The following is an 11,926-nucleotide window of genomic DNA, read 5'->3' as shown; positions in this document are numbered from 1 at the left end:
GTTTAAGGTGTTATTATTAAATCATCAAAATCAATTCTATCATTATACCAACTACTACGTTGATATGAACCACTTCTAAAATAAGCATTATTAAAAGTATGTGCTACTATAATTGGTTTTTTAACTACATATTTAGACATATCTGCACCACTACACTCATCTGCCTCGTTATAGTAATAGGTGACTTTATTGTATAAAACTATAGTATCCAAATGGGTTTTGGTTTTAACATAAATAATGTTCTCTACATTTTCCGAAATAACCAAATCAACTATCGTATCATTTGATTTGAATACCTTATCTGAATTGCTATAACTTATCTCTACTATTTTATCGGTAGTATCGGTAATTCTCACTCTCCTTTTATAACCTGGAATTGACCCATATCCACCATCATCACCGCAACAGCAAGAACTCATTGAAGAGAAAATTATAAATATGAAAAAGAGGTTTTTGCTCATTTAATTGTATTATACCTATACAAACAAATATATTCAATACCAGAATAAAACCAAGTTTTAAAATTTTACTTCATTGCATATTAAATTTATTATTTTGCCACCTTATTATACTTTAATATGAAAAAAATAATTTTAAGTTCTGCCATTGTTTTGGCTCTTTTCTCATGTGGAAATAACAATACACCAAAACAGGAAACAAAACCAACTGATAGTACTGAAGTAAAAAGTGACAGTACTGCTCAAGCGCAATATTTTGGCGACAAAATAACTGAAGAAGGTGCAATTGCTTTAGCTGATTTAAAAACAGCTATGGGTGATAAGAAAGAATTAAACACTAAAGTAACCGGTGAAGTAGAGGCTGTTTGCCAAAAGAAAGGCTGTTGGATGAATATAAAAAATGCCGCTGGTGAAAGCATGCGCGTTACATTTAAAAACTACGAATTCTTTATGCCAATGGATTGTGCCGGTAAAACAGCTATAGTAGAGGGTGTGGCTAAAATTGAAGAAACAAGCATAGCTGATTTAAAAGAATATGCTAAGGACGATAACCAAAGTAAAGAAGCTATTGCAGCTATTAAAGAACCTAAAAAAGAATTGGTGTTTGAAGCCAATGGTGTTATCTTAAGATAATTACTCATAAGCAGTAAATGCTAAAACAAAGTCCGGATATAGTGCCCGGCTTATATTTTCATTTACTGCTTATTTTTTATCCTATCATTTATGAAAAAAACAATATACTATCTGTTATTGGTTATTACTGTTGCTTTGGGCATAGCTGCCTGTAATAATAGCCCTGAAAGCAAGCAACAACCAGCAAAGGACTCTTTAAAAGTAGAAAATACCATTAAAGATCCTAACCATCCGAAACCAATGGCTTTGATGATGCGCCAAATGGCAGCTAATGCTGATAGTATGAAAGCTAAACTTTTACGTGGTGAAAGTTTAGATAGTTTAAGTTTTCCTTTCATTCGGTTTTATTTGGTAGAACCAACTGACAAGGATGTATTAGAACCTCAATTTTTTGAAAATGCCAAAGTATTTCAGGCAGCACACAAAGCTGTTTTTACACACCCAGGTGAACAAAAAAAATATTATAATTTAATGATTCAAGCTTGTATTGGCTGCCACGAGAACTACTGTAGCGGACCTTTACGTAGAATCAGGAAAATGCCTATTGACAATTAAATGGCAATTATATTCTGATTGGCTTTTGTTTTCATTTCCTCAGGTACACTATTTAAAATAATTTCTTTCAAGGCTTTTATCAGCTTTTCCTTTACGTATTGATGGTGGGTAACTAAACTTACTTCTCGTACCGGAGTGGGCGATTTAAAATAACGTAATTGCATTTTTTGTTTGGCTGAAATTTTTGAGCAAGCCAACTCGGGAATAATGGTTACGCCATAGTTGCTATCTACCAAATTCATTAATGTTTCAATGCTTCCTGCTTCATAAGTAAATTGCGATTGAAAATGTTGTTCTTTCTTTAACTCGCAAAAATTAAATATTTGTGAGCGCATACAATGCCCTTCTTCTAAAAGCCACAATTTATCGAGTGTTATATGTTGTGGTAAAACATATTTCTTGTCAAACTGTGTTTCATTTTTGTTAATGTATAAAAAATATTGCTCATAGTATAAGGGCATTTCTACAATTGTTTTTTCTGCTAAAGGTGTTGCTAAAATACCTACATCTATTTCACCTGATTTTAGTTTTTCTATAATAATGTTGGTAGTAAACTCGTATATAAATAAATTCAGTTTTGGATACTTTTTACTGATGTTTTTTAAAACCAAGGGTAATAAATAAGGTGCTATGGTTGGTATAATACCTACTTTTAAATCTCCGCTTATTTGCCCATGTTCTGACAATACAATTTCTTTCAATTGTTTGCCTTCGTTTAAAACTCTGCGTGCCTGTGCTATTATTTTTTCGCCTACCAAAGTAGGCACAACGGGTTGTTTACTTCTATCAAAAATAATAGCATTTAATTCTTCTTCCAGTTTTTTCACCATCATACTTAAAGTGGCCTGTGTTATATTACATGCATTGGCGGCTTTTAAAAAATGTCTGTAATTGTCAATAGCTACTATATACTCCAGTTGTTGTAAATTCATTTTACGTTCATTATTTAGTTATTACAAATATATTTATTATTAGATAACATCTATTAAGTATTAGAAAATATCAATTTGATTGAATTTATTATTCGCTTCATCTTTGTTTCACTAAACAACACCATTATGAAACATCACTTAACATCTATCGGCTTAGATACGGCATTGAGTAACGAGTTAGCTGTAAAGCTAAATACCCTTTTGGCAAACTATCAAATTTTATACATGAACACCCGCAGTTTTCACTGGAATATAAAAGGCGAGAAGTTTTTTGAATTGCACTTAAAATTTGAGGAGCTATACAATAATTTTCAAATTAAGATTGACGATATAGCAGAGCGTATTTTAACGCTGGGCGAAACACCATTGCACACGTATGCAAAGTATATACAACATGCGGATATAAAGGAAGTGGACACCACAAGTGATGGAAAGGAATGTGTTAAACTGTTGGTAGATGCTTTGCAAATAATTATTGTATTACAAAGAGAGATATTGGACTTAGCTGGCAGGGCTACTGATGAAGGAACGAATGCCCTGATGAGTGATAATATCAGAGAGCAAGAGAAACTGATATGGATGTACCGCTCTTTTCTGACTAAAACTAAATAAACTATATGAAAAAATTAATTACGATGGCACTGCTTATGGCAGCCTCTTTAACAAACTACGCACAAACTATGAAAACTAACACCGGTGCGCCCGTTGGCGATAACCAAAACTCACAAACTGTTGGACCTAATGGACCTGTTCTTTTACAAGATATTCATTTGGTGGAAAAATTAGCTGCTTTTGACAGGGAACGTATACCAGAAAGGGTTGTACATGCAAGAGGTGCTGGAGCCTTTGGAGAATTTGTTTCTGAAGCTGATTTCTCGGCTTTCACCAAAGCAAAATTATTTTCTGCTAAAGGTAAAACAACGCCTGTAGCAGTTCGTTTCTCCACTGTTATTCACGGAACGGGTTCGCCTGAAACTTTACGCGACCCAAGGGGTTTTGCTACTAAATTTTATACGGAAGATGGAAACTATGATATTGTTGGAAATAATTTATCTGTTTTTTTCATACGCGATGCCATGAAGTTTCCTGATATGGTACATGCTTTAAAACCTTCGCCTGTTACCAATAAGCAAGACCCTAACAGGGTATTTGATTTTTTCTCACATATTCCTGAAGCCACTCAAATGTTTACTTATTTATATTCTGATAAGGGTATTCCTGCTTCGTACCGCAATATGGATGGCAGCAGCGTACATGCCTTTAAATGGGTAAACAATAAGGGTGAAGTTACTTATGTAAAATATGCATGGAAAACTTTACAGGGTGAAAAGAATTTAACTGTAAAGGAAGCAGAAGCTATACAAGGCAAGGACTTCCAACATGCAACCAATGATTTATATAATGCTATTCAAAAAGGTGATGCACCTAAATGGGATTTATATGTGCAAATGATAAAAGCTGCAGACTTAAACAATTTTGATTTTTACCCGTTGGATGCTACCAAAGACTGGCCAGTAGATAAAATACCGATGGTAAAGGTGGGCACGATGACTTTACATAAAAATGCGGATAATTATTTTGAAGAAGTAGAACAACTGGCTTTTGCTCCGGGTAGCTTAGTGCCGGGTATTGAAGCTTCGGAAGACAAATTATTGCAAGGTCGCTTGTTTTCGTACTTTGATACACAACGTTACCGATTGGGCACTAATTTTCAACGTATACCTGTAAATGCACCGCAACAAAGCAAAGCTTCAAACCATAATCAGGATGGCAACTTTGCCAATAAGAATGTGCAGTCTGATGTTAATTACCAACCCAGTGTAAGTAGTGGCACTATAAATGACAACTCTGAGTACAAAGTAGCTCCTACTGTTTATACCAATGCTTTTATTGCGCAACAAAAAATAGAAAAAACAAACGACTTTGCACAAGCAGGTGTTTTATTCAGGTCGTACAGCAAACAAATGCAGGCTAATTTAATTGCCAATTTAGCAGGCGATTTAGGTCAGGTAAAAAACAAAGATGTACAAAAGAAAATGATTACTCATTTTTACCTGGCTGATAAGGACTATGGCATGCAACTAGCGAAAGCATTGGGTTTTACTAAAGAAGACTTTATGCATTAATTGTTTAATACTATGTATACACTTAAAACATTTTTAGTCAGTTTAATTATTTTATTTATGCAAACCATTCAAGCGCAAAGTATACAAACGCAAAGCATATTTTATGCCTGCAGACAAGGAGATACTGTTTTGTTAAAACAATTGTTAAAAACAGATAGTTCGGTAATAAACTCCATAGACAGCAAAGGATATACTCCGTTGATTATTGCGGCTTACAATAACCAAAAGGAAATAGTTGAGATTTTAATTGAAAATGGAGCCAACGTAAACCAACAGGATATGATGGGCAATACGGCCTTAATTGGTGTTTGTTTTAAAGGGTATTTTGGCATTGCTGAATTACTCATAAAACACAAGGCAAATATTAACCTGGTTAATTTTAACAATGCCAGCCCGCTTATATTTGCTGTTACTTTCGGGCATCAGGATATTGTACGTCTGTTATTGAAAAATAAGGCTGACCCTTATTGGCGGGACAGTAATAACAAAACAGCACTGGACCACGCCTTTATCCAGGGCAATAGTGAAATGGTTCATTTGCTACAATAAATAAAAAGCCTGTCAGATAGTATCGACAGGCTTTTTTTATGCTCACCAATTGTTAAAATCAGTTCTCTAATCCCTTCATTAACACATAGATTAAGGGGAATAAAACTTTGTATAATATTCTTTTGTAAAAAAAGAAAAACAACTTAGCATTGCGGCTGATTACATTTAACTTTTAAAACAGGAACAACCAATATGCATAGTACTTTTGAAATAACTGAACAACTTACTTTTGATGACATTATCGCTATTATTAGTCAAAACAAAACCATTCAATTAAGTCAATCGGCTAAAGCTAAAATTACACGTTGCAGAGATTACCTGGATAATAAAATGGCCAATAACCAACAACCTATTTATGGTATTAATACGGGTTTTGGCAGCTTACACAGCACTAAAATAAACAATGAGGATTTAGAGCAATTGCAGGTAAATTTATTGCTTAGTCATGCCTGTGGTACGGGCGATTATGTACCCCAGGATATTGTTAAGTTGATGTTATTGCTTAAAGTACAAAGTTTATCATACGGTCATTCGGCCAGTCAATTAGAAACTGTTGAAAGGTTGATTTATTTTTTCAACCACAATATTTTACCTGTGGTATTTGAGCTGGGTTCATTAGGCGCGAGTGGAGATTTAGCTCCCTTGGCTCATTTAAGTTTACCTTTAATAGGTGAAGGTAAAGTTTGGATAGAAGAGAACGGTAAATATGAAATGTATGATGCCGGTACTGTATTAAAACAGCATAATTTACAGCCTATAAAATTAAAATCGAAAGAAGGTTTAGCTTTGATTAATGGCACTCAGTTTATGAGTGCATACGGTGTTTATTGCTTGCTAAAAGCTAACCATTTAATAAACGCAGGTAATCTAATAGCTTGTGTTTCTATTGATGGCTTTGATTGCAGATTGGAACCTTTCCACCATTTAATTCACCAAGTGCGTCCACACGAAGGGCAAATTGAAACGGCTAAAACTATTTTAGCTATACTGGAAGGTAGTGAAATTAGTAAACAACCTAAAGTGCAGGTACAGGACCAATATGCTTTTAGATGTATACCGCAGGTACACGGTGCCAGCAGGGATGCTATTAAACACATTCGTACTGTTTTTAATACGGAGATAAATGCTGTTACGGACAATCCGAATGTGTTTGTAGAAGAGGATTTAATTATTTCGGGTGGCAATTTTCACGGACAAACTTTGGCTATTCATTTGGATTTTCTGGCTATTGCTTTGGCTGAATTAGGCAGTATCAGTGAACGCAGAACGTATCAGTTAATTTCGGGACAAAGAAATTTACCTGCATTTTTAGTGAGTAACCCTGGTCTTAATTCTGGCTTTATGATTCCTCAATATACAGCGGCAAGCATTGTAAGTCAAAATAAACAATTGTGTACGCCTGCCAGTGTTGATAGCATTGTAAGCAGCAATGGACAAGAAGACCATGTGAGTATGGGTGCTAATGCGGCTACGAAGTGTTTACGTGTGGTTAAAAACCTAGAACGTATATTGGCTATTGAATTATTAAATGCTGCCCAGGCACTTGAGTTTAGACGCCCCTTAAAAAGCTCTGCTCAGGTAGAAGCATTTGTGGCTGATTATAGAAAAAGGGTTTCGTTTGTGGCTAAGGACAGATTGCTGCACAACGATATTGAAGAGAGCATTTTATTTATCAATCAGAACTGATAAACAAAACCCATTTGGTTACTGCCTATAATGGGCATAAAACCTCCTTTATTCATTTTCCATTTATATTGATGGGTGCTGTACACCAATTTGGTTGCGGCTATACCTATACCTGCTCCTACTAATACATCGCTAAACCAATGGCGGTTATTGAGTATGCGCATGCTTGCAGCCACTGTAGCCATAGTATAACCACTTATATAAACAAGGGGTTTATTTTTAAATTCCTGATGTAATACTTCTGCTAAGGTAAAAGCAAATACAGAATGCCCGCTCGGAAATGAATTATCGGCTGAGCCATCGGGGCGTGTTACTTGTGTACTGTATTTTAAAATATTGGCTATACCTAAACTAAGTATAACTGCTTTGGCTGTAATAGCAGCTTGATTAGGGAAATTACTTGCACTTTTTACTTTACAAGCATCTAAACTTAACAACAATAAACCCGGACCAAAAACTAAAAAATCATCTGTTCCATCCTTAAAACCGGCAAAGTTATCATTACGCCACGTTTCTACTTGCTTGCTACTTGGCCAACCATTGTTATCAAAACAAACTAAACCATAACCCACTAAAGCTGCAGGAATAATGTAACTACTAACAGTAAATTGGGGTTTAGCTATACTATCTGTTTGGGCTAGAACAATTTGTTTAGCAAGCACAAAACTTAGTAGTATGGCTAATTTAATTTTATGCATTGTCTATTTGACTATTGATAACTGAACAAGCATACATAGCTGCTGTTTCTGTACGTAAAATAGTATTACCTAAGGAAACAGGTATAAATCCTTTTGCTTCGCATTGTGCCAATTCATTATCGGTAAAATCGCCTTCGGGGCCAATTAACACCATTATTGAATAATCTTTACTTTGTAGTAAGTGTTTGGCTAAACCTTGTGTGGTTTCTGTTTTGCACCACGCAATGAATTTTGTGGTTTGTACGGTTTCTTTACTTAGCAATTCTTTTAAACTTATAATATTGTTTAATTGAGGTAACCAATATTGCTTGCTTTGTTTAATGGACTGTACTAAAATTTTTTCGCTACGTTCTTTATTTATTTTATCTCTTTCTGAATTTTCTGCTTCAATAAAGGTTATTTCATCAATACCAATTTCTGTACATTTTTCCAACATCCAATCCATTCTGTCAAAGTTTTTTGTTGGTGCTACAACCAAGTGTAAGTGTCTGCTGTTTGGTTTAGGATGGTGTTTAATTTGTACTGTTTTTAAAATGCATTTTTTAGGATTGGCATTGGTAATTTCACATTGGGCTTCGTTTCCTTTGCCATCTATTAATGTTAAAATATCACCCAGCTGTTTACGTAGTACTCTTATACAATGTTTTGATTCATCTTCGGGTAATTCTATAGTTGAATCTTGTAAATTGGAATGAAAAAATAATTGCATGGTTTATATAAAAAAAGACGCATGAAATACGTCTTCTTTTGCATTTAATATTGTGTGATAAGTTTACTCTGCTACAACCGCAGGTTTTACATTAATTGGATTGGAAGGTTTTTGTGCACCATTTGATGATTTACTTATACCCATTTGGCTACGTCCGTTAAACTCAGCTCCTGATTCAATAATTAGTTTTTGTGACGTAATATCGCCTACTATTTTGGCGGTTGCTTTTACTGAAAGTAATTCGCCTATTTCCATATTGCCACTTACTAATCCTGAAATATCGCAATTGGCTGCTTTAATATTACCTTCAATTTTACTACTTGGCCCAATAACTAATTTACTCTTTACCACTATTGATCCTTTTACTGAACCATCTATTCTCAAATCTCCTTCTGAGTTTATATTTCCAACAATACTCGTTCCTGCATTAATAATATTTATTTCCTGCGGATTGAATGTTTGGTTTTTATTAGCATTAAATATCGCCATTGTTACATGTGTGTTAAGGTTAAAAATTGTTTATTTCAAACCAAACAAAAATATATTTTTTATTGCGTGAAACAAGTTTTTAGCCTGCAAAAAATAACACATTAAAATTTAACACAATCGTAATGCTTAATTTTACTACTGAAAGCAAAAAAAAATTAAAAAAAAATTGAGACTGTATGAAAATACAAAATTAATTTATTACACTTGTAAGAGAAAGCCACAAGGCTTTAAAACAATATAATATTTAATTAAATGAACATTTACGTTGCAAATTTAAATTACAGTGTTTCTAGCGAACAACTGCAACAATTATTCGAAGGATATGGAGAAGTTACTTCGGCAAAAGTTATTTTAGATCGCGAAACAGGACGCTCACGTGGTTTTGGATTCGTTGAAATGTCTAACGATTCAGAAGCTCAAAATGCTATTGAAAAATTACACCAAACAGAACATGTTGGCAAAGTGATTAACGTAACTGAAGCTCGCCCACGTACAGAGAATACTGGTGGTGGTCGTGGTGGATTTGGTGGTGGAAACCGTAACAACAACGACAGAGGTCCTCGCAGATTTTAATATTTGTAAGTACCGAATAAAAAAAAGCAGGATTAATTAATCCTGCTTTTTTTATGCTTATAAACCTAATGGTTATTTGGGCCTCTGTTTATTCCATTTAATTAATAAAAACTTATCACCTACTTCGGAAAGCACATAGCCCATATCTTTCAAATTATCTTTGGCTTCCATGTATTTCATTAACTCTTCATGGCTTAGTAATTCAACTTCGGGATTGCGTTGCAATATATCAGGGCGTACAACACCGTATTGTTTAACCCAATTCATAACGCTTACGTGGCTTACTCCTAACAAACGTTCTATATCTCTATAACTTAATCCTTCGTAATAAAGTTGTATGGATTTAGTTACATAGTAATTATCTATTCGCTTACCTAGTTTATCTACAGTAAAAAAGTAACCGCAACTCTTACACTTGTGTCGTTGGCGGTCTTGTACTATTCCACTTTTAATAACTTTGTCAGTAGCACATTTGGGGCATTTAATTGCTGTATCCATAAAATGGTATTTAGGGCTCAACAAATATTATAAATATTTCATTACCAATGCCATGAGATATCTCATTATTGAATTACGCCAACGTACAATTTATTTTTCTAATTCTATAATCTCTATCGTATCGGGTAAAACACTATGTGATTCATTTAAATTAATACTTTGTTCATTTATTATATGGTATGCTTTGGTATAGTTTTTTAAAATTTCGCTAAACCTGATAAAGTTGACCTGTTGTGCTTTTACATTTCTATTTAAAATAACCATTACTGCTTTTGTATTGGTATACCTGAAGTAAACGTATACTCCATCGTTGGGAGCAAAATGCAATGTTTTTCCTTGTGTGATAGCTGCATTATTTTTTCGCCAATTAGCTAATTTTTTCACATATTTAAATGCTTCATTCTCTTCTTCTGTCCGGCCTGCTGCTGTAAACTTATTTTGCTTATCGCCAGGCCATGCTCCTTCAAAATCCATGCGCACCTGCCCATCGTTTGTTCTTGGTAATTGTGGGTTTTTTACCAATAATTCTGTTCCATAATAAATACTTGGTACGCCCCGTAATGTTAGCAACAAGCCTATACCCATCTTAAATTTCCTGATGTCATTTTTCATGATTGAATAAAACCTGTTCAGGTCATGGTTGTCTAAAAATGTCATGTTTAAATGTGGCTCATTGTACAAGCCATCCTGGGTTAATGTGCGGTACAATTGGGCTGTTCCTTTATCCCAGTCGGGTGTATCGAGCAAGGCTTCGTGTATGGCCCAATGCAAGTTAAAATCTATGGCACTGGTTAAATTACTTTTGGGCGATTTTGAATAGGCTGTTTGTTGTGTAAAATAAGCATTGCTTAAAACACCTCTTTCCCATATTTCACCTGAGCTCCAAAAGTTAGGGTATTCTTTTTTTATATAGTCCATACACTTATTCATAAATTCATAATCGTTATAACTGTATGTATCTATTCTAAATCCGTCTATTCCTGCATAGTTAATCCACCATAAATAGCTTTGCATTAAATAGGTTGCTATGCGCGGGTTGCGTTGGTTTATATCGGGCATTTGGTTATCAAACCATCCATCAACCATTTGTTTTTTTTCGGCTGTACTTGCATAGGGATCAAAATGGGTTGTTGCTCTATAATTGGTACGGGTAAAACCCGGCCATTGGTTTACAAAACTTTTTTCGGGCATGTTTAAAAACATCCAATGCTTATCGCCAATATGGTTAGGTACTAAATCCATAATTAGTTTCATATGGCGTTTTTTTAATTCTTGTCCTAATTTTTTATAGTCAGCATTAGTACCAAAGCGTGGGTCTGTTTTGTAATGGTCGGTTAAGGCATAACCGTGGTAACTGTATTTAGGCTGATCGTTTATTAAAGTGGGGTTTAACCATAATGCTGTTACTCCTAATTCGTCCAGATAATCTAAATGGGTAATTACTCCTTGCAAATCGCCTCCATGGCGTCCATGATATGAATTTCTATTGCAGCTGTCTTCTCTTAAACCCGCCACTACATCGTTGGTGGTATCGCCATTGGCAAACCTATCGGGCATAGCTAAATAGATTAAATCGGCTTGGGTTATGTTATCTATATCCTTACTTAGTTTTTGTAACTTATAGGGGTAACGGAAAGTTTCTGTTCCTTTTGTAAACTGTATGATAAACTGTGTATCGTTACAATGTTGCAGATTAACGTACACATATAAGTAGTCAGGGCTCTCAACCTTTTCTATTCTTACCAGTTTTACTTTGGGATTGATTATTTTAACTGAGTTACTAGCTATATCTCTACCATACAATTGTAATTGCAATTCTTTGTTGTTTAAATTATTCCACCAAAACGGAGGGTCAACTCTGTTTAATGGCTTATACGATTGCGCCCAACTTACATTACTTATTAAACAGACAAGAACAAACAATACTTTTTTCATAGTAACTATTTTTATGAAAACGAATATAAAAATTGTGCTATGTTTTTACTAATAAATAATAGCTATGTATTTGCTATAAACGGGA

General features: G+C 34.4%; 14 protein-coding genes. 7 read left to right on the top strand and 7 right to left on the bottom strand.

What is annotated here, in order from left to right; translation table 11 throughout:
* Nucleotides 1-2: 2 nt before the first annotated feature.
* On the bottom strand, nucleotides 3-419 hold the full coding sequence (locus V4538_05040; protein ID MES2380385.1) for a hypothetical protein: 417 nt from the start codon (nucleotides 417-419) through the stop codon (nucleotides 3-5).
* A 159-nt stretch (nucleotides 420-578) separates the two neighbouring features.
* Here V4538_05040 and V4538_05035 point away from each other — a divergent pair, with 159 nt between their 5' ends.
* The gene (locus V4538_05035; protein ID MES2380384.1) at nucleotides 579-1,091 is read left to right on the top strand and encodes a DUF4920 domain-containing protein; all 513 of its coding nucleotides are present in this window, start codon (nucleotides 579-581) and stop codon (nucleotides 1,089-1,091) included.
* Between the two features lie 90 nt (nucleotides 1,092-1,181).
* Nucleotides 1,182-1,646 carry a hypothetical protein gene (locus tag V4538_05030; GenBank protein ID MES2380383.1) on the top strand — a complete coding sequence of 155 codons (465 nt, stop codon included), beginning with the start codon at nucleotides 1,182-1,184 and terminating at the stop codon, nucleotides 1,644-1,646.
* On the opposite strand, the gene V4538_05025 is transcribed toward V4538_05030, so the two are convergent.
* Nucleotides 1,643-2,578 (bottom strand): hydrogen peroxide-inducible genes activator, encoded by a 936-nt coding sequence (locus V4538_05025; GenBank protein MES2380382.1) that lies wholly within the window; start codon nucleotides 2,576-2,578, stop codon nucleotides 1,643-1,645. The two genes, V4538_05030 and V4538_05025, sit on opposite strands and share 4 nt — an antisense overlap.
* A 126-nt stretch (nucleotides 2,579-2,704) precedes the next feature.
* Between V4538_05025 and V4538_05020 the strand changes: the two genes are divergently transcribed.
* The 4 genes from V4538_05020 (at nucleotide 2,705) to hutH (ending at nucleotide 6,939) form a co-directional block, all read left to right on the top strand.
* Nucleotides 2,705-3,190, top strand: coding sequence for a Dps family protein (locus V4538_05020; GenBank protein MES2380381.1), 486 nt, complete (start codon nucleotides 2,705-2,707; stop codon nucleotides 3,188-3,190).
* A gap of 5 nt (nucleotides 3,191-3,195) precedes the next feature.
* Nucleotides 3,196-4,704 (top strand): catalase, encoded by a 1,509-nt coding sequence (locus tag V4538_05015; protein MES2380380.1) that lies wholly within the window; start codon nucleotides 3,196-3,198, stop codon nucleotides 4,702-4,704.
* A gap of 12 nt (nucleotides 4,705-4,716) precedes the next feature.
* Entirely contained in the window at nucleotides 4,717-5,253 is a 537-nt protein-coding gene (locus V4538_05010) for an ankyrin repeat domain-containing protein (protein MES2380379.1), read from the top strand.
* Nucleotides 5,254-5,445: 192 nt separating this feature from the next.
* The gene (gene hutH, locus V4538_05005; protein MES2380378.1) at nucleotides 5,446-6,939 is read left to right on the top strand and encodes a histidine ammonia-lyase; all 1,494 of its coding nucleotides are present in this window, start codon (nucleotides 5,446-5,448) and stop codon (nucleotides 6,937-6,939) included.
* Here the strand turns inward: hutH and V4538_05000 are convergent.
* The 3 genes from V4538_05000 to V4538_04990 form a co-directional block, all read right to left on the bottom strand.
* On the bottom strand, nucleotides 6,930-7,637 hold the full coding sequence (locus V4538_05000; protein MES2380377.1) for a phosphatase PAP2 family protein: 708 nt from the start codon (nucleotides 7,635-7,637) through the stop codon (nucleotides 6,930-6,932). The genes hutH and V4538_05000 overlap by 10 nt on opposite strands.
* Nucleotides 7,630-8,346 carry a 16S rRNA (uracil(1498)-N(3))-methyltransferase gene (locus tag V4538_04995; protein ID MES2380376.1) on the bottom strand — a complete coding sequence of 239 codons (717 nt, stop codon included), beginning with the start codon at nucleotides 8,344-8,346 and terminating at the stop codon, nucleotides 7,630-7,632. The genes V4538_05000 and V4538_04995 overlap by 8 nt, the downstream gene beginning before the upstream one ends.
* 63 nt (nucleotides 8,347-8,409) lie before the next feature.
* Nucleotides 8,410-8,835 (bottom strand): polymer-forming cytoskeletal protein, encoded by a 426-nt coding sequence (locus V4538_04990; protein ID MES2380375.1) that lies wholly within the window; start codon nucleotides 8,833-8,835, stop codon nucleotides 8,410-8,412.
* Between the two features lie 252 nt (nucleotides 8,836-9,087).
* Between V4538_04990 and V4538_04985 the strand changes: the two genes are divergently transcribed.
* Entirely contained in the window at nucleotides 9,088-9,408 is a 321-nt protein-coding gene (locus V4538_04985; protein ID MES2380374.1) for an RNA-binding protein, read from the top strand.
* Nucleotides 9,409-9,480: 72 nt separating this feature from the next.
* On the opposite strand, the gene V4538_04980 is transcribed toward V4538_04985, so the two are convergent.
* Nucleotides 9,481-9,906, bottom strand: coding sequence for a hypothetical protein (locus V4538_04980; protein MES2380373.1), 426 nt, complete (start codon nucleotides 9,904-9,906; stop codon nucleotides 9,481-9,483).
* Between the two features lie 90 nt (nucleotides 9,907-9,996).
* Nucleotides 9,997-11,841, bottom strand: a complete 1,845-nt coding sequence (locus V4538_04975; protein MES2380372.1) for an alpha-amylase family glycosyl hydrolase — start codon at nucleotides 11,839-11,841, stop codon at nucleotides 9,997-9,999.
* Nucleotides 11,842-11,926: the final 85 nt, after the last annotated feature.

Source organism: Bacteroidota bacterium, from assembly GCA_040388375.1.
Taxonomy (GTDB): domain Bacteria; phylum Bacteroidota; class Bacteroidia; order UKL13-3; family UKL13-3; genus JAAFJM01.
Note: the sequence above shows the minus strand (reverse complement) of the source record. Positions and strands in the feature narration are given on the sequence as shown.

What these genes read in the sequence shown, in the direction of transcription:
- V4538_04995 (MES2380376.1), bottom strand. Translation starts at nt 8,346, where the DNA reads ATGCAATTATTTTTTCATTCCAATTTACAAGATTCAACTATAGAATTA.
- V4538_04975 (MES2380372.1), bottom strand. Translation starts at nt 11,841, where the DNA reads ATGAAAAAAGTATTGTTTGTTCTTGTCTGTTTAATAAGTAATGTAAGT.
- V4538_05040 (MES2380385.1), bottom strand. Translation starts at nt 419, where the DNA reads ATGAGTTCTTGCTGTTGCGGTGATGATGGTGGATATGGGTCAATTCCA.
- V4538_04985 (MES2380374.1), top strand. Translation starts at nt 9,088, where the DNA reads ATGAACATTTACGTTGCAAATTTAAATTACAGTGTTTCTAGCGAACAA.
- hutH (MES2380378.1), top strand. Translation starts at nt 5,446, where the DNA reads ATGCATAGTACTTTTGAAATAACTGAACAACTTACTTTTGATGACATT.
- V4538_05000 (MES2380377.1), bottom strand. Translation starts at nt 7,637, where the DNA reads ATGCATAAAATTAAATTAGCCATACTACTAAGTTTTGTGCTTGCTAAA.
- V4538_05035 (MES2380384.1), top strand. Translation starts at nt 579, where the DNA reads ATGAAAAAAATAATTTTAAGTTCTGCCATTGTTTTGGCTCTTTTCTCA.
- V4538_05020 (MES2380381.1), top strand. Translation starts at nt 2,705, where the DNA reads ATGAAACATCACTTAACATCTATCGGCTTAGATACGGCATTGAGTAAC.
- V4538_04990 (MES2380375.1), bottom strand. Translation starts at nt 8,835, where the DNA reads ATGGCGATATTTAATGCTAATAAAAACCAAACATTCAATCCGCAGGAA.
- V4538_04980 (MES2380373.1), bottom strand. Translation starts at nt 9,906, where the DNA reads ATGGATACAGCAATTAAATGCCCCAAATGTGCTACTGACAAAGTTATT.
- V4538_05030 (MES2380383.1), top strand. Translation starts at nt 1,182, where the DNA reads ATGAAAAAAACAATATACTATCTGTTATTGGTTATTACTGTTGCTTTG.
- V4538_05015 (MES2380380.1), top strand. Translation starts at nt 3,196, where the DNA reads ATGAAAAAATTAATTACGATGGCACTGCTTATGGCAGCCTCTTTAACA.
- V4538_05010 (MES2380379.1), top strand. Translation starts at nt 4,717, where the DNA reads ATGTATACACTTAAAACATTTTTAGTCAGTTTAATTATTTTATTTATG.
- V4538_05025 (MES2380382.1), bottom strand. Translation starts at nt 2,578, where the DNA reads ATGAATTTACAACAACTGGAGTATATAGTAGCTATTGACAATTACAGA.